At 42.5% G+C, this 16619-nt stretch carries 16 protein-coding genes; 1 reads left to right on the forward strand and 15 read right to left on the reverse strand.

The window, feature by feature from the left end:
* Positions 1–23 precede the first annotated feature (23 nt).
* From deoC to prfC, 3 genes are all read right to left on the reverse strand, one after another.
* Entirely contained in the window at positions 24–797 is a 774-nt protein-coding gene (gene deoC / locus MHM98_RS05620; protein ID WP_239438296.1) for a deoxyribose-phosphate aldolase, read from the reverse strand.
* 117 nt (positions 798–914) lie between these two features.
* Positions 915–1709 (reverse strand): TatD family hydrolase, encoded by a 795-nt coding sequence (locus MHM98_RS05625; protein WP_239438297.1) that lies wholly within the window; start codon positions 1707–1709, stop codon positions 915–917.
* Between the two features lie 336 nt (positions 1710–2045).
* A complete protein-coding gene (gene prfC / locus MHM98_RS05630) occupies positions 2046–3632 on the reverse strand; it encodes a peptide chain release factor 3 (protein ID WP_239438898.1) in 1587 nt (528 codons plus the stop codon).
* A gap of 274 nt (positions 3633–3906) precedes the next feature.
* On the opposite strand from prfC, the gene MHM98_RS05635 reads away from it, so the two are divergent.
* On the forward strand, positions 3907–4218 hold the full coding sequence (locus MHM98_RS05635; RefSeq protein ID WP_239438298.1) for an SCP2 sterol-binding domain-containing protein: 312 nt from the start codon (positions 3907–3909) through the stop codon (positions 4216–4218).
* Positions 4219–4307: 89 nt separating this feature from the next.
* On the opposite strand, the gene rimI is transcribed toward MHM98_RS05635, so the two are convergent.
* From rimI to MHM98_RS05695, 12 genes are all read right to left on the reverse strand, one after another.
* The gene (gene rimI / locus MHM98_RS05640; RefSeq protein ID WP_239438299.1) at positions 4308–4754 is read right to left on the reverse strand and encodes a ribosomal protein S18-alanine N-acetyltransferase; all 447 of its coding nucleotides are present in this window, start codon (positions 4752–4754) and stop codon (positions 4308–4310) included.
* A 2-nt stretch (positions 4755–4756) separates the two neighbouring features.
* Positions 4757–5182, reverse strand: coding sequence for a hypothetical protein (locus MHM98_RS05645; protein ID WP_239438300.1), 426 nt, complete (start codon positions 5180–5182; stop codon positions 4757–4759).
* Positions 5183–5249: 67 nt separating this feature from the next.
* Positions 5250–5870 (reverse strand): class I SAM-dependent methyltransferase, encoded by a 621-nt coding sequence (locus MHM98_RS05650; RefSeq protein ID WP_239438301.1) that lies wholly within the window; start codon positions 5868–5870, stop codon positions 5250–5252.
* 328 nt (positions 5871–6198) lie between these two features.
* Positions 6199–8277 carry an elongation factor G gene (gene fusA, locus MHM98_RS05655; RefSeq protein WP_239438302.1) on the reverse strand — a complete coding sequence of 693 codons (2079 nt, stop codon included), beginning with the start codon at positions 8275–8277 and terminating at the stop codon, positions 6199–6201.
* Between the two features lie 204 nt (positions 8278–8481).
* Complete coding sequence (gene dusC, locus MHM98_RS05660) at positions 8482–9444, reverse strand: tRNA dihydrouridine(16) synthase DusC (RefSeq protein WP_239438303.1); 963 nt, start codon at positions 9442–9444, stop codon at positions 8482–8484.
* Positions 9445–9464: 20 nt separating this feature from the next.
* Positions 9465–11273, reverse strand: coding sequence for a DUF885 domain-containing protein (locus MHM98_RS05665; RefSeq protein WP_239438899.1), 1809 nt, complete (start codon positions 11271–11273; stop codon positions 9465–9467).
* Positions 11274–11360: 87 nt separating this feature from the next.
* Positions 11361–12620: a hypothetical protein gene (locus MHM98_RS05670; protein ID WP_239438304.1), complete on the reverse strand. Its 1260-nt coding sequence runs from the start codon at positions 12618–12620 to the stop codon at positions 11361–11363.
* Positions 12621–12626: 6 nt separating this feature from the next.
* Complete coding sequence (locus MHM98_RS05675) at positions 12627–13244, reverse strand: energy transducer TonB (RefSeq protein WP_239438305.1); 618 nt, start codon at positions 13242–13244, stop codon at positions 12627–12629.
* Between the two features lie 2 nt (positions 13245–13246).
* Positions 13247–13648 carry a biopolymer transporter ExbD gene (locus MHM98_RS05680; protein ID WP_239438306.1) on the reverse strand — a complete coding sequence of 134 codons (402 nt, stop codon included), beginning with the start codon at positions 13646–13648 and terminating at the stop codon, positions 13247–13249.
* Between the two features lie 14 nt (positions 13649–13662).
* Positions 13663–14187: a MotA/TolQ/ExbB proton channel family protein gene (locus MHM98_RS05685; protein WP_239438900.1), complete on the reverse strand. Its 525-nt coding sequence runs from the start codon at positions 14185–14187 to the stop codon at positions 13663–13665.
* A gap of 2 nt (positions 14188–14189) precedes the next feature.
* Entirely contained in the window at positions 14190–15536 is a 1347-nt protein-coding gene (locus MHM98_RS05690; RefSeq protein WP_239438307.1) for a MotA/TolQ/ExbB proton channel family protein, read from the reverse strand.
* On the reverse strand, positions 15536–16318 hold the full coding sequence (locus MHM98_RS05695; protein ID WP_239438308.1) for a DUF3450 domain-containing protein: 783 nt from the start codon (positions 16316–16318) through the stop codon (positions 15536–15538). Before MHM98_RS05695 ends, MHM98_RS05690 begins: the two co-directional genes overlap by 1 nt.
* Positions 16319–16619: the final 301 nt, after the last annotated feature.

Consider the following 16619-nt stretch of genomic DNA (forward strand, 5'->3'; position numbering starts at 1 on the left):
CGTATAAATTCCTAAATCAACAATTAGTAACCGACACTGTTGGTGTCGATTGCTTGATTATTTAATGTCGCCAATAAGTTATTGAGCAAGCTACTGGCACCAAATCTAAAGTGTTTTGGTGTAATCCACTCACTCGATAAAATCGATTCAGTTAGCGATAAGTACGCAGCTACATCTTCACTACTCTTAACGCCGCCGGCCGCTTTAAAACCGCACTTGCCACCTGTTTCGCTAATTGCTTGTAGCATTTGCTCAGCCGCTTCTAGCGTAGCATTTACTGCAACCTTGCCAGTCGATGTCTTAATAAAATCAGCACCAGCATCGATAGCAATTAAACTAGCCTTCTTAATCAGCTCTGGTGATTTCATTTCGCCAGTTTCAAGAATGACTTTCAGCAATGCCTTATCGCCACAAGCCGCTTTACATTGTGCCACTAAATCATGACCGACTTGCTCGTTACCCGCTAGAAATGCGCGGTATGGAAACACAACATCGACTTCATCGGCCCCTAACTCAACGGCTTGTTGTGTCTCTTTAACTGCAACTTGCACGTCACCATTGCCGTGTGGAAAGTTTGTCACGGTAGCAACGAGTACATTGCTAGCATTTAGCTCGGCTAGCTTCGCCTTAGCTGTTTGAATAAACTGCGGATAAATACAAACTGCAGCGGTATTGCCCGCATCAGTAATCGCTTTTTGACACAAAGCCTCGACTTTTTCAGCGGTGTCATCGTCACTTAAGGTCGTGAGATCCATCAGCTGAATACCGTAACAAGCGGCTCTTTCTAAATCGGTCATTTTTCTCTCAAAATTGGGAACTAAATTACTGCTAACTACGGCGTAATTCATAATAAAACTCAATGTAACCAGTTTTCCTAAGCGTTACCATCGCCATGATCACATTTGTTGTAAAAACTAGCTTTGAGGCGAATCAGCGTTCGGGAGATTAAAGAGAGATTTCGCATTTTTGCTCGTCAAATAAGCAACTTGCGTGACTGACATATCCAGTGTGTCTGCCAGTATCTGTGCAATCAGTGGAATGCGATGCGGGAAGTTAACTTGCCCTTGAAAGCCATGAAGCGGCATATCAGGACTATCAGTTTCAAGTAGCAAGCGATCATGCGGTAATTGCTCAATCACACTGCGCAGTTTATGCCCTCGCGGATAGGTAATGCTGCCACCGACACCAATGTAAAAACCCAAATCAATAAAGGCTGTCGCCTGCTGTAAGCTACCTGCAAATGCGTGAATAACACCACCACGTGGCAACTGATAGATGCGTAATTGCTTGAGCAGTGCATCATAGGCTTTGTGGCCGTGACAAATCACCGGAAGCGCTAATTCTTTCGCAAGTTTAAGTTGTGGCTTTAAAACTGAAAGTTGCGTTTCAAGTGAGATGTCTAACGCACCATCTAGGCCAATTTCGCCAATAGCGACTATATTATCTCGCTGTGCTGTCGCTAGCTTGCCGAGCTCATTAAGCTGATTATCATCACTTAAGAAATAGGGATGCACACCCAAGGCGGCGTAAATAGCAGTGTGCACTTTTGATAATTCCAACACTCGTTGCCAATTATCGGCATTGACACTAGGCACAACAAACTGACGCACATTTTCAGCGTTACTTTGTGATAACACATCGTTGAGATCGCCGATGCGGTCGAAGTCTAGGTGACAGTGGGTGTCGATGAAGTAATGTTCTTCTTTCACAAGTAACTCGCAACTCTAAAAACTTAATTACAGATTCAGCGAGGCAACAAAAGTCTGAGGAATTTATGATGTGCTAGGAAAGTAATGCGCTCAATTAAACTCTGGTGAGAGCACATCAGTTACTTTTCTTTGCGTCGCCAAAGAAAAGTAACCAAAAGAAAGGCGAACCGCAAATTTATCGTTGATTCTGAAATGATAAATTGACTGCTCGATAACGCATTTAACCTGCGTCCGTGCAGAAAATGCTAAAAATCATCCATGATTTTTTTATCGGTCAATTTCTAATTTCAGACGATAAATAGCGGCCTAAATTGTCACTCAACCTATTGCTGTTGACTAATTTTCTCTTGTCTCTCTAAACGTAATCTCAGGATAACGCTCGTAAGCTAAATTCAAGTTCACCATTGTTGGCGCAATGTAAGTTAGGTTATCACCGCCATCTAATGCCAAGTTATCGAAAGCTTTCTTTCTAAACTTCTCTAGCTTGATTGGATCTTCACAATCAACCCAACGTGCTGTTGCAACAGATACAGGTTCATAAATCGCCTCAACCTTGTATTCTGATTTCAGACGAGCAACAACTACGTCGAACTGAAGAATACCGACCGCACCTAGGATTAATTCGTTTGAACGCAGTGGTCTAAATACCTGTACCGCGCCTTCTTCTGATAGCTGAATTAGACCTTTTTGCAGCTGCTTCATCTTCAATGGATCTTTAAGCAGAATACGACGAAATAGCTCAGGCGCGAAGTTTGGAATACCGCTGTATTTCAGCATCTCACCTTGAGTGAAAGTATCACCGATCTGGATAGTACCGTGATTATGTAAACCGATAATATCGCCAGAAGTCGCGCCATCAGCATGAGCACGATCTCCCGCCATAAAGGTCAATGCGTCAGAAACATTGATGTCTTTACCGATACGCACGTGCTTCATTTTCATGCCTTTCTCGTATTTACCCGAACAAATACGCATGAATGCGATGCGGTCACGGTGCTTAGGATCCATGTTAGCTTGAATCTTAAATACGAAGCCTGAGAATTTCTCTTCTGTCGCTTCGACTTCACGTTGTTCAGTCACGCGATTTACTGGAGTTGGTGCCCAATCAACGAAAGCATTTAGCATGTGATCGACACCGAAGTTACCCATCGCAGTACCGAAGAATACAGGTGTTAACTCACCTGCTAAGAACATTTCTAAATCAAATGGGTTAGATGCGCCTTGCACTAGTTCCATAGTTTCACGCAGTTCTTCAGCGTAGTAACCGATTTCTTCATCCAGCTCTGGGTTATCTAAGCCTTTGATTGTACGAACTTCTTGAATGGTGTGCCCCTGACCAGTTTGGTATAGCACGGTTTCATCAGTTAGTAGGTTATAAATACCTTTGAACTCTTTACCCATGCCAATCGGCCATGTAATAGGTGCACAAGCGATATCAAGTACGTCTTCAACTTCATCCATTAACTCAAGCGGATCGCGTGTATCACGGTCAAGTTTATTCATGAAAGTCACGATAGGCGTCGTACGCAAACGTGTTACTTCCATCAATTTAATGGTGCGTGCCTCTACACCTTTCGCTGCATCTATTACCATCAAACACGAATCTACCGCCGTTAGAGTACGGTAAGTATCTTCCGAGAAATCTTCATGTCCCGGTGTATCAAGTAAGTTGATAAGACAATCTTTGTAAGGGAACTGCATTACCGAGGTCGTGATAGAGATACCACGCTCTTTTTCCATATCCATCCAGTCAGACTTTGCGTGCTGACCAGACTTTTTACCTTTTACCGTACCCGCTTTTTGTAGCGCTTGTCCGAATAATAATACTTTTTCGGTGATGGTAGTTTTACCGGCATCGGGATGCGAAATGATCGCAAAGGTACGTCGTTTATTGACGGAAGTTTCAAAAGGCGTCATAGAAATCTCTATAGCAAATAGTGTTCGTAAAAATTTAATGGCGGCGATTATAACGGATTTTGCACTGAGTTGTACGATGTTTTACCAAGACTGTGGTTTATCACTAACAAAGCATTCACAACCAAATTAAAACAAATGTTTAAATATTCATTTGCATCGTTGAAAATTCGTGTTAAGTTCACAACTAGAGTTAATACTCTAATAGGTGTTTGATAATAATTTATTGATGGCACCGATAACAATTAAGCTTTAGCAACATAAAGAATAATAAGGAAAAATTATGTCGAGCGTAGCAGAATATAAAGAAATCCTAGCTAGTAAATTTGATGCCAATGCAGCGGCTGGTTTAGATGAAGTGTTTCAATTTGATTTAGAAGGCGAACTGTTTCACCTAATCGTTAAAGATGGCGAGTACGCTATCGAAGCCGGTGAGCACGATGATCCATCAGTTACCCTACAACTGGCTAGCGATACATTAAAAGGCCTGCTGGATGGTAGCGTTAACGGTATGACTGCTTTTATGATGGGTAAAGTAAAAGCCATTGGTAATATGATGCTAGCCACTAAGCTAACGCAGTTATTCCCAGCTTAAGTAACAATATATAAGTCGTTTATTAAAGCCCGCATGCTCTCCCGCGGGCTTTTTTGTGTCCTATTCTCTGTAGCCCTAAAGGTTATAAACTAGAAATGGATATAACTCATGATAATGGCATCTTCCTTACCATTAGCCGTCGGATAATAATTAATACGGCGATCGACTTCATTAAATGCCATCGATTGATAGAGTTGATGAGCAGCAACATTCGACTCTCGTACCTCCAACCAACAACTCATCGCGCCGCGCTCTTTCGCTTGGCCCAAATAGTGGTCGAGTAATTGTCGACCCAGGCCTTGTCCCTGAAATTTAGGAGAAATACAGATTTCGATAAGTGATGACTCATCCACTACAATATCGCCGATGTAAAAACCTGCGAGGCAGTCATCAACATAGATAGCAGCATTGAAATAGCGTTTTCCCAAACAAGAATGCATTACAGAAAGTGACATTGGATGTGACTGTGCGGCAGTTTCTATTTGATAGATAGCATCCACATCATCTCTAGTAAAAGGAAGAAAACTGATAGTCATAGCTACTGCTTATCTGAAAGCTCACTAAGAAGCGTCCATAGTGATTTCTTCAATGACGGCGTGCTAAATACCGCCTCTAACGGCGGTAATTGCAGCTCATTGTCACGCCATTGAATTTCGCTAGCATCAACATTAACCTGCCATGAAATGTTTTGTTGCGAAGATTCCTTAGCGACATAATTTAATACCTTTTCTAGCTGAGATAATAAATGTGCAGGCGCTTGATAAGCAGACTTGTTATACGGAGCCTGTGCTTCGGCAACCTGAGTGGCAGGAGTCCCCTCTCGATTTATAGAAGGCTGTTCTATTTTAACTTGCTCAGATTCTATTTCTGTCGTCATCGATGCCAATTTCAATCGCGATTGAAACTGCGGGATCCCGATGCCAGCTAAGCAATGCTGTTGTAATGACGATAATTCAAGACTCATAAGCAATCTAAAGTAATAGGTATTAAGCGCAAATAATACTTAAAATTTGGCGCTGTTGATAGGCTTATCAAGCGACTTTTCGAAACAAGCAGTAGGTAAATTGCTGCGTTATATCGAAAGGCGTAATGTGGCTTTCATTACAATGTGCTACTAGTTCGAAACTATCACCAACGAAGTCTGCTAGCGTCTGCCAACTGTATTGTACAATATCGATACCACTGCACTTAGTTGGCCCACCGATATCGAAAGTAGCAATAATCGCATATCCACCCACTTTAAGGGCATTATTAAGCTGTTGTCGATAGGAGGCCTTATCGTTCTCACTCGTCAAAAAATGAAATACCGCGCGATCGTGCCATATGCTAAATTGTCCGGTATTAAATTCAGCGTTCAATAAGTCTATCGCTAACCAGTCTACCCTTTCAGCTTGCTTAGCAAGGCGTGATTTAGCAACTTCAAGAGCCTGCGATGAAATATCTAATACGCTAACATTGCTGTAATCTAGGGCTAATAGCTCATCTACCAAGACTGACGCCCCGCCCCCAATATCGATAATAGCCTCAGATTTATCTAACTCGCTCTGCATTATATACGCTAATGACTGCGCTGCGCTTTGCTGAAACCAGCTCAATTGCTGGGTATCTTTGGTGCTGTAAACTTGCTGCCAGTGAGCTTGTCGTGTATTCATAAAGTTCTCATCCTAATTGTCTAAAAGAGCAGATTATCTGCAATGGCGCTGTTCCAAGCTATCCCTCATAAACATATCGGCTCCTTGTCATCCGTGGCGCCGCTCGATTGCTTACATGGATGTAAGTACATAGATTCTCAGGAGTTCAGAATCTTGACCATTCATCCTCGGCTCTAGCTCCTGCTTCACTCTAACTCCTAAATCCATTTAGTCGTGAACATATCGGCTCCTTGCCATCCATGGCACCGCTCGATACCGTTCATCCTGAACATAAAAAGCCCCGCTAAGTTGCCTTAGCGGGGCTTTGAGTAAAGCATTTAACTAAAAATTATTTTTTAGCAGCTTTAACTTCTTCGATAACTTTTTCAGCTACGTTTTGTGGACATGGGTTGTAGTGTGAGAACTCCATAGAGAACTGACCACGACCTGAAGTCATTGTACGTAGTGAACCGATGTAACCGAACATTTCTGATAGAGGTACGTCACCTTTGATGCGAACGCCAGTTACGCCAGCCATTTGATCTTTGATCATACCACGACGACGGTTAAGGTCACCGATTACGTCACCAACGTGATCGTCTGGCGTGAATACGTCAACTTTCATGATTGGCTCGATTAGCTGTGGAGCAGCTTTTGGAATCGATTGACGGAATGCACCTTTAGCAGCGATTTCGAACGCAACAGCTGATGAGTCAACTGCGTGGAAAGCCCCATCGTAAAGTTCAACTTCAACGTCTAATACTGGGAAGCCAGCTAGAGTACCTTCGTCCATCATACCCTTGAAACCTTTCTCGATTGCAGGGAAGAATTCTTTAGGTACGTTACCACCAACAACGGTAGATGAGAAAGTGAAGCCTGAACCAACTTCGCCTGGCTTGATGCGGTAATCGATCTTACCGAACTGACCAGAACCACCAGATTGTTTCTTATGCGTGTAGCTATCTTCAACTTCAGCTGTGATAGTTTCACGGTAAGCTACTTGTGGTTGACCTACTTCTAGCTCTACGCCGTAAGTACGCTTAAGGATGTCAACTTTGATGTCTAAGTGAAGTTCACCCATACCTGAAAGGATAGTCTCACCTGAATCTTCGTCAGTTTCAACGCGGAATGATGGATCTTCTGCAACCATCTTACCGATAGCGATACCCATTTTCTCAGTTGAACCTTTATCTTTTGGCTTAACAGAGATAGAGATTACTGGCTCAGGGAATACCATTGCTTCAAGAATACAAGGTACTTTAGCATCACATAGAGTGTGACCAGTTTGAACGTTCTTCATACCAACAACAGCAATGATGTCACCGGCTTGCGCTTCAGTTAACTCGTTACGCTCGTCAGCTTGCATCTCAACCATACGGCCGATACGCTCAGTCTTACCAGTTGCAGAGTTAAGGATAGTGTCACCCTTACGCATTACACCTGAGTAAATACGGATGAAGGTTAAGGCACCGAAACGGTCATCCATGATTTTGAATGCTAACGCACGTAATGGCTCGTCAGTAGCAACAGTTGCTACTTCACCAGTAGGCTCACCTTCTTCGTCAGTTAGTGGCTGTGGATCAACTTCTGTTGGGCTTGGTAGGTAATCAACAACAGCGTCAAGTACTAATTGAACACCTTTGTTTTTGAATGCAGAACCACAGTAAGTTGGGAAGAAGTCCATTGTACGAGTACCTTTACGGATACAACGCTTGATGTCTTCCATTGAAGGCTCTTCACCTTCCATGTACGCTTCCATTAGATCGTCGTCTTGCTCAACAGCAGACTCGATTAATTTTTCACGCCACTCTTCAACGTCGTCAACCATGTCAGCTGGAACGTCTTGGATTTCGTAGTTTTCTGGAAGACCTGAGTCATCCCATACGTATGCTTTACGAGTTAGTAGATCTACAACACCAACGAACTGATCTTCAGTACCGATTGGTAGAACCATTACTAATGGGTTTGCAGCTAGTACGTCTTGAGTTTGCTTAACAACACGGTAGAAGTCAGCACCTAAACGGTCTAGTTTGTTAACGAAAATGATACGAGCAACTTCAGATTCGTTCGCGTAACGCCAGTTAGTTTCTGATTGAGGCTCAACACCACCAGAACCACAGAATACACCAACACCACCGTCCAGTACTTTTAGAGAACGGTATACTTCAACTGTGAAGTCAACGTGTCCAGGAGTATCGATAACGTTTAAACGGTGGTCGTTCCAGAAACAACTTACCGCTGCAGATTGGATAGTAATACCACGCTCAGCTTCCTGATCCATGAAGTCAGTAGTTGACTCACCGTCATGTACTTCACCAGTTTTGTGGATTTGACCAGTAAGCTTCAAGATACGTTCTGTGGTAGTTGTTTTACCAGCATCAACGTGAGCGAAGATACCAATATTTCTGTATTTTGATAAATCTGCCATTGTTTTACTCTATTAAAGTTGCAATTTAAAATTAATGTGAGAGGGCTACAAACCGCATAAACACACGATTTTTGTCATAACCATCCCCATAGGGTTCTTTTTGTGACGCGACATTATAAAGGAATGACCACCAGATGAAAACTAGTAGTCACAAAAAAGATAGCGGCTCGGGTCACAAACCGCTAAACGGTGATTCTTCCATCACTAAGAATTGATATGCACGCTATAACGGTCGCGTTCTCTTGCCAAGATATCAACAATTTGCGGCGTTTTGTTTAACGTGCGTATCTGACCAAAGAGCTCTTTCGCTTCGGGGTATTGCTGGCGTAAGTAAGTCAGCCACTGTTTGATGCGATTGGGATAGTAAAGTCCTTTATCGCCCTCCACCTCAAAAGTGGTGTAACGACTAAGCAGCTCTAACAGCTGGGCGTAGCTCATAGGTGCTTGTTGTCCTTTTATCACCGCCGCTAAATTGGGCAATGCTAGTGCGCCGCGACCAAGCATTAGATTCTCACAGCCTGTCATACACTGGCATTCAAGCGCATCTTGCTGACTCCAAATCTCACCATTAGCAGTTAGACTAATTTCACCTTTAGCCGCAATTGGCGCTATCGCTTCCCACTTAATCGCATCACTTTTATAACCGTCGACCTTGGTACGAGCGTGAATGGTTAGCTCATTTGCCCCTGCACTAATTATCGCATCACTAATTTCATGGACGGCATTAGCGTCATCCCAACCAAGACGAATTTTTACGGAGAAGATATGCTCAGGTGCAATACCCTCACGCATTGCCTTAACAAGGTGATAGATAGTTTCTGGCTCTTTGAGCAGTACCGCACCACCTTTGTTAGAATTAACAATTTTACTAGGGCAGCCAAGATTCAAATCAATGCCATGGCTACCAAGCTCAATGGCGCGGTTAGCGTGATCCGCCATCAACTGTGGATGTTGCCCCAGCAGTTGCATCCGAATAGGCACACCTGCAGGTGTCAAGCCACCATTATGCAGTTCTGGGCACAACTTATAAAAGCTACGCTCAGGCATAAAGGTGTCAGACACTCGCATAAATTCGGTGATACACAGATCAAACCCACCAATTTCGGTGAGTAAATGCCTAACCAAATGATCGATAACCCCTTCAAGGGGTGCTAATACTAACTTCATTACTACTTGTTACTTCATCGCTATTTAGCTAATTTAGTCGCTATCCATCGATCGATTTTAGACTCCAGTACCGCAAGAGGTAATGCACCGTCGAGTAATACTTGGTTGTGGAATTCTTTAATATCAAACTTATTGCCAAGTTTGTCTTGAGCGCGCTTACGCAGTTCGATAATTTTTAACTGACCAATTTTGTATGACAGTGCCTGTCCCGGAAGTGCCATATAGCGTTCTACTTCGGCAATCACATCTGACTCAGCCATAGTAGAATTTGCAAGCATGTAAGCAATGGCCTGCTCACGACTCCAACCTTTTGCGTGCAATCCTGTATCGACTACCAAGCGCATGGCACGAAGCATTTCGTCCGCAAGCTTGCCAAAGTATTGATAAGGATCTTCAAATAACCCCATTTCAATACCTAAATATTCACTGTATAGCGCCCAACCTTCAATAAATGCAGTTTGCCCACCAAACTTTTGAAAATCAGGTACACCTTCAAGCTCTTGCGATAATGAGATCTGAAAATGGTGACCCGGTGCCGCTTCGTGTAACGATAAAGTCATCATGCCCCATTTCGGCTGAGCTTTAAGGTTATAGGTATTGATATAAAATACTCCAGGGCGAGTACCATCAGGACTTCCCGGCATATACGAAGCACCTGCGGCACTCTGTTCTCGAAACGCTTCCACCGCCTTAACGATGTAAGGTGATTTAGGCATTACGCCGAAATATTGTGGTAGCACCTTGTCGATACGTTTTTTAAATTCTTGATAACCGTCTATTAAATCTTGTTTTTCACTAAAGTAATATTGTGGTGAGTTACTTAAATGCTCAAAAAATGCTTTGAGGTCGCCATCAAAACCTACTTTTTCGCGAATGCCATTCATCTCTTTTAAGATGCGCTTGACTTCTATAAGCCCTAACTCATGAATTTGTGCAACATCCATCGTTGTTGTAGTATGAGTGTTCGCTAGATATTGATACCACGGTAACCCGTTAGGCAGTGAGCCATAGCCATCTGTTGCGCGTGTATGAGGTAAATAATCTTCATTTATAAAATCGATTAATCCTTGATAGGCTGGTATCAGTTCATCTGCGATCAAAGATTCATAGGTTTTACGAATGGCATTAGCTTCTGATTGAGGGATGTCATCACCAATCTCTATAATTGGCTGATAGAAAATACTGTCTTGCGATTGTTTGACAACTTGGGCTTCTAATTGCCCTAAGAGACGCTTAACGAGCACTCGCGGCAGGACAACTTTATTGTTAACGCCTTCAGCTAAACGCTGTTTCGCGGAATCAAACCATGTGATGTAACCACGTAATCGCTGGGCAAAATCTCGATAATCCTGCGCCGTTTTGAACGGCTGAGCGCTCTGCCCAGAACCGAGTTGAGCCATAGTGCTCATCAACGAATCGAACTGTGAAAAAGGTAAGAAGTGACTCGGGAACGCATTACCTTGTAATTCGTTTTGTAAATTTCCCTTGAGAATTTGATAGCTTATTTGATTTTCTAGCGATAGCTTTTCAATAGATAAACCATTTAAAAAAGCTAGTGTTTTAGTGGTTAAATCATGACGCTGCTTTAAATAGTCATCTGTTAAATCATTCACAAACTCACCATTATGCGAATAATCACCAATATAAAGAGCATAGATTGGATTCAGTGCGATATGCTGCTCAAAGTAATCTTTTGCTAACCGCGCAAAGTTTTGATTCTCATCCGCCACTTTATTTGGCATTTCCACCGCTATATTCTGCTGCGCTACTTGATAACTGTTGTCACAACCTACCAACGCTAAGGCACCACACAGTAATAACGGTTTCATCAACTTCATTTTTTTACCCTTTAAAAAATCAAAAAAAAGCCCCGCACGAGGCGGGGCTTATCTTAGCAAATTAGAATGTGTTATGAATTAAATTTTCACTTTACGACGCTTTGCAGTGTCTTCAATGTATTTAACCCAAATCTTAGCATTCTTAGCAACACTTCGTGTTTTAGCATTTTGCATAGATTTCATTGTTCGATGAGCAGTTTTATATTGCCCATTGTAGAAATATGCTTGTGCTAGAGTAAACATAGCGTTGTCTGGTTTACGCAGCTTTTTGTCTTCTAAAGCTAACTTAAGGGCTTTAATAGCATCCTTGTGTTTTTCTAGCTCAAACGACAATGTACCTTGTTTATAGTACAGCTCACCATTATTTTCGATAGCAGCAGCTTCACCGTAGTACTTAATCGCTCTTTTGGTTTCTTTAGCTTGATGCCAAGAAGCAGCGATTAATTTAAGCATACGCTCGTCACGTGGAATCAAACCTGATTTCATGTGTTTCTCGAGTACTACAGCCGCACGATAAGGAATCATGTTGTTAGTATAAAGTTGCGCTAACACTAAGATTTGACTCTTCGTTGTTAGGTAACCATTAATGTAAGCAATATGCATTGTTTCTAATGCCTTTTCATATTGCTCATCCAACATGTAGAACTGACCTAACTGAGCCCAATATTTAGCTTCAGCTGGGAAAAGCCCTACCATAATTTCTAAAACACCAATGGCTTTTTTCGGTTGCTGACTTTCGTAGTAAGCGCCCAATTTTAAACGATATGGTGCATCGTCCGGTTTTGCTTTTTGCAATTCGATAGCTTTATCTGCTGGTGCTATAACATTGTTGTACTCTTTGAGTTCCATGTAGGCAACACCGATACGAATATACACTTTAGGATCTTCTTTACCTGTAAAGTCCATCCATAAGCGATAGTTTTTAATCGCATCTTTGAAAAGCTTTTCTTGTACTTGCAAATCTGCAAGCGTTCGAATTGCATTACCGTGCTCATTGGTACTTAAGATATCAGCATCTACAGATGCTTGAAGATACTTAATTGCTTCTAAGCCTTTACCTTTTTGACCAGCATACATACTACCCAGAAATTTCGCCATGTAAGCCTTATCATATGGCTTCTTCGGTTTTATTTCTAAAGCTAGCGTAATAGCTTCGTCAATCTGATCAGCTGCATAAAGATCGTAGATTTTCGCTACTTTCTTACCTACACGCTCTGAGAGCGTATAGGTTTTACGTTCAGAGTTATCTTGAGCGTAAGCAAATGCATCAGAAGATACGCTTGACATGCCGATTACTGAAGTCAGTAACAACGCAGCAAATTTAGCTGAATATTTCATCTTCTATTACCTCTGCTTATCAAGTGTAAAGTCTAATCGTACAGTCTGATTAGGTACTTTCTGTGGTTTGCCATCAACCAACTTCGGCTTGTACTTCCAACGTTTCAATGCACGTCTGGCTTCTTTATCAAACAATCGCTTTGGTTTAGCTTCGATAACTTTTACGTCATCTACACCACCAATCTCATTGATTGTAAAGCTAAGCACAACATAACCTTCTTTACCATCACGAGCCGCTTTGATTGGGTATCTAGGGTCGATTCGTACAATAGGTGTTGCTTCACCATCTTGCATACCACCGACACCAGGACCGTCCATCGTGCTGCTAACACCACCTACATCAACCCCACCAATATCGAACTGCATGCCTGCACTACTATCGTTAGTATCAGGCTCAGCCGGGGCTGGCGGTGGCGGTGCATCTGGTGGTGGTGGCGGCTTCGGTTTGAAGCGCGTTTTTTGCGTTGTCTTCGAATCTTCCCTATCAGGATTGATTACTAAAGGTGGCGTTTTTTCACCTTTATCCAGACGTTCGCCACCAAGGCTAACCAAAAATGACATAAAGGCAAATAATGCGAAAGTGACAACGGCACCAAGAATTACGGCTACCAATGCTCTTATCATAATTACTCTCCTTCAGCGTTAACCATTATCTTATCGATACCCGCTGCTTTAACTTGGTCCATGACCTTAACAACAATACCGTGCTTAGCGTCAACATCTGCCATGATCATCACAGCTGCTTCCGGCGACTCAGCGAGCATACGCTCTACGTTCGCACGAACGCGTTTGATATCAACAACACGTTTTTCCATATGGATTCGGCCAGCTTTATCAACAGCGATGAAGATATTTGCTGATGGCTTTTTAGTAGCCTGTGCCGCTTGTGGCTTATTAACATCAAAGCCGGCTTCTTTAACGAATGAAGTTGTTACGATGAAGAAGATCAACATGATGAATACGATGTCAAGCATCGGCGTCATGTCTACTTCAGCTTCATCTTCTTCATGAAAACGTCTACGTGCCATAATTTATTCTCTCTCTAATGATGTGGCATACTGTCAACTAGCGTTTCACGTGCAATTTTTAGCTGACCAGCTAATCGTGCACTAAAGAAAACACCAGAAAGCGCAGCAACCATACCAGCCATCGTTGGCATTGTAGCCATCGAAATACCGCCCGCCATTAAACGTGCGTTCGAGGTACCTACTGTTGCCATAACCTCAAATACGCTGATCATACCTGTTACGGTACCTAGCAATCCGATCATCGGACACATTGCTACTAGCGTTTTGATAATGGTCATACGCGCAGTTAATTTTTCATTGGCTTGGGAAATCCAGGCCTCACGGATGCGCTGGGCATACCAAGAAGTTGTATCTTCTCTGGCGTCCCACTCTGCAATAATACGCTTGCGCTCTTTTGGAAATACGAGACGTAAGTACATATAACGCTCGAGCATCAAGCTCCACATTAGGAACAATGTCACCGCTACGAATAGTAGGACATCGCCACCAGTGGCCATGAAGTCCCTGATAGATTCCCAAAGGCCCATCAGGTAATAAATCATTACTTAGACTCCTTCTCGGCGTGCTCAGCGATAAGACCTACGCTTTGCTCTTCAAGAACGTGTTGTAATGCTTTTGAACGACCAGATACTAATGCGTGAACTAACATTAATGGTAGTGCAGCAACTAGACCTAGAACCGTTGTAACCAATGCAGTAGAGATACCGCCAGCCATCATTTTAGGGTCACCAGTACCGAATAACGTGATAGATTGGAAAGTTGCAATCATACCAGTTACTGTACCTAGAAGACCTAGCATTGGAGCGATTGCCGCCAATACTTTGATGATTGAAATACCGCGTTCAATACGTGGTGCTTCTTTCAAAATAGCTTCATCAAGTTTCAGCTCTAATGTTTCAACGTCTGAATCTTTGGCACTGTGGTACACTTTTAAGATACGACCAAGTGGGTTGTCACCTGGGTTGTTAGGGTTCTTAAGTTGAGCTTTAACTTTACCGCTTAATAGAGTCAGAGTAATTACACGCTCTAATGCGATTAGAAGACCTAAGATTAATACTGCAGTAATGATGTAACCAACAGTCTCACCTTGGTGGTATTTTTCTTCTAGCGTTGCTTGACCAGTTAGTAGGCTTAATAAACCGCCACGAGCTGGATCAAGGAATAACGATTGGTAACCAGAAGTTGAATCTAAGTATGGCTTAACAGTAGCAAGCATGTGACCTTCTGGTTGACGCGCTAGCTCAGACACACCATCTTCAGTGTAAACTAAGAAACCGTTGTCATCTAAAAGGTTGAAAGCACCAATACGAGTTACTTTACGCTCAGTAGTGTTACCTTGAACGTCAGAAACAGGTACTGTGAAAGTAGAGATCTTTGCAGACTCAGTCATTTCAGTTTGTAGTGCGAACCATAGGTTTTCTAGTTCAGCTAGACCAGGTAGACCTTTAAGTGCACCGATAGCCGCTAGCTCTTCAGCACGACCTGGGTATTGTGCAGAGATAACAGATGCAGCAACGATACCAGTAGAGTCACCAGCAACACCACGTACAACACCGAATGCCTCTTTTAAGTCACCCTGTGCAGCAGCAAGATCAGCTTCTAACTCAGCCATGCGGCGTTCGTTGTCAGCGTGTTGCTTTAGAAGGTTCTCACCACGTACTTTTTCAGCAGCTAATTCAGCTTTAGCTTTACGTAATAAAGCAGCTTTATCAGCACGAGCGCTACGGAACTCAGCTTCACGTTTCTTATCGATACGCGCTTCAGAGATACGCTCTTTTTTGATTTTTTCTAATAGTTGGTCAAGTGTTACAGACGGCGCTGACGCTTGAGCAAAAGATGCAGACATTGCAATTGAAGCAATCGCTAAACCTTTAAATAACTTATTCATTATTTAGCGCTCCCTAGTGCTGGTACAGGTAGTTTAACTAAGTTAGGTGACTTATCTTTACGTACAACGTCAATCGCGTTGCGGATTGGACGACGCCATTCTTCACCTAATGCATCCCATTGCTTAGAGCTCTTGTTCCAAACCCATTGCTGTTTTGAGTCAAGAGTTTGCGCTACTAGCGTTACACGGCCAAATTGAAGTACGTCAACAGTAAGTTCTTTACCACCGATGTTTTCTTTGCCTTGAGTAACTTGAGAAGTACGACCTGACTGCAGTTCGATTTGGTAAGCTTCTAATACTTTACGGTATTTTTCAGCGGTAGAAACGTTTGAGTCAAGCATCATTTCTTTAAGATAAGCGATACGATCTTCACGCTCTTTCTTTTCGAAAGGTAGATCAAGAGCAACGAACTCTTCAATTGTATCGATCATTTTAAACATCAGAGGTACTAGACCTTGGCGAGTTTTATCGATGCCGTTGATATCAGCTTGAATAGCGTCAATCTTAGCTTGTTGGTCAGCAACAAGTGTAGCAACGTAATCGTTGTATGAGCGACGACCATCTGTGTCATCAACAACTTGGCGATATTGGAATACTAGATCACCAGCTTGCTCATGCAATTTGTTCACTTTCTTTTGTGAATTAGCTGCGGCTTTTTGAATAGTACCGTCTGCGTTTTGAAGTTTTTTAACGTCTTCAGTAGCAGAGGCTGCGAAGGTTGTTGAAAGAGCAACGGCTCCCGCTATTGCTATAGCGATTTTATTTTTACTTAACTTGGACATAGTTCCTAACCAAATTTATTGTGGAAACTGCTGAGGTATCGTAAGTACAAATGTACATACTTATGACACTCACAGAACGTCTTTAGGTTTTAATATTATATTATTTATACCTGAACCCTTCGGTTTGAAGGGGCAAAACCGATGACATCATTTCACATTCAGGTTTTCACTGTCAACACAAAATCCCACCTAAAACCACCAAGCAACAACCAACATAACCAATTGATAAAAAACAGGATTAACAAAAAATTAACAAACGATTCACACGACAAAAACATATCTTGTTATCTACAATTGACAT

Origin of the sequence: Psychrobium sp. MM17-31 (assembly GCF_022347785.1) — a bacterium.
In the GTDB taxonomy this organism is placed as follows: Bacteria; Pseudomonadota; Gammaproteobacteria; order Enterobacterales; family Psychrobiaceae; genus Psychrobium.

Bases quoted from the DNA above. Each gene is read 5' to 3' on its own strand.
- deoC (WP_239438296.1), bottom strand. From the start codon at position 797: ATGACCGATTTAGAAAGAGCCGCTTGTTACGGTATTCAGCTGATGGAT.
- MHM98_RS05665 (WP_239438899.1), bottom strand. From the start codon at position 11,273: ATGAAACCGTTATTACTGTGTGGTGCCTTAGCGTTGGTAGGTTGTGAC.
- MHM98_RS05680 (WP_239438306.1), bottom strand. From the start codon at position 13,648: ATGGCACGTAGACGTTTTCATGAAGAAGATGAAGCTGAAGTAGACATG.
- MHM98_RS05645 (WP_239438300.1), bottom strand. From the start codon at position 5,182: ATGAGTCTTGAATTATCGTCATTACAACAGCATTGCTTAGCTGGCATC.
- MHM98_RS05650 (WP_239438301.1), bottom strand. From the start codon at position 5,870: ATGAATACACGACAAGCTCACTGGCAGCAAGTTTACAGCACCAAAGAT.
- MHM98_RS05690 (WP_239438307.1), bottom strand. From the start codon at position 15,536: ATGAATAAGTTATTTAAAGGTTTAGCGATTGCTTCAATTGCAATGTCT.
- MHM98_RS05635 (WP_239438298.1), top strand. From the start codon at position 3,907: ATGTCGAGCGTAGCAGAATATAAAGAAATCCTAGCTAGTAAATTTGAT.
- dusC (WP_239438303.1), bottom strand. From the start codon at position 9,444: ATGAAGTTAGTATTAGCACCCCTTGAAGGGGTTATCGATCATTTGGTT.
- MHM98_RS05695 (WP_239438308.1), bottom strand. From the start codon at position 16,318: ATGTCCAAGTTAAGTAAAAATAAAATCGCTATAGCAATAGCGGGAGCC.
- MHM98_RS05670 (WP_239438304.1), bottom strand. From the start codon at position 12,620: ATGAAATATTCAGCTAAATTTGCTGCGTTGTTACTGACTTCAGTAATC.
- MHM98_RS05675 (WP_239438305.1), bottom strand. From the start codon at position 13,244: ATGATAAGAGCATTGGTAGCCGTAATTCTTGGTGCCGTTGTCACTTTC.
- fusA (WP_239438302.1), bottom strand. From the start codon at position 8,277: ATGGCAGATTTATCAAAATACAGAAATATTGGTATCTTCGCTCACGTT.
- rimI (WP_239438299.1), bottom strand. From the start codon at position 4,754: ATGACTATCAGTTTTCTTCCTTTTACTAGAGATGATGTGGATGCTATC.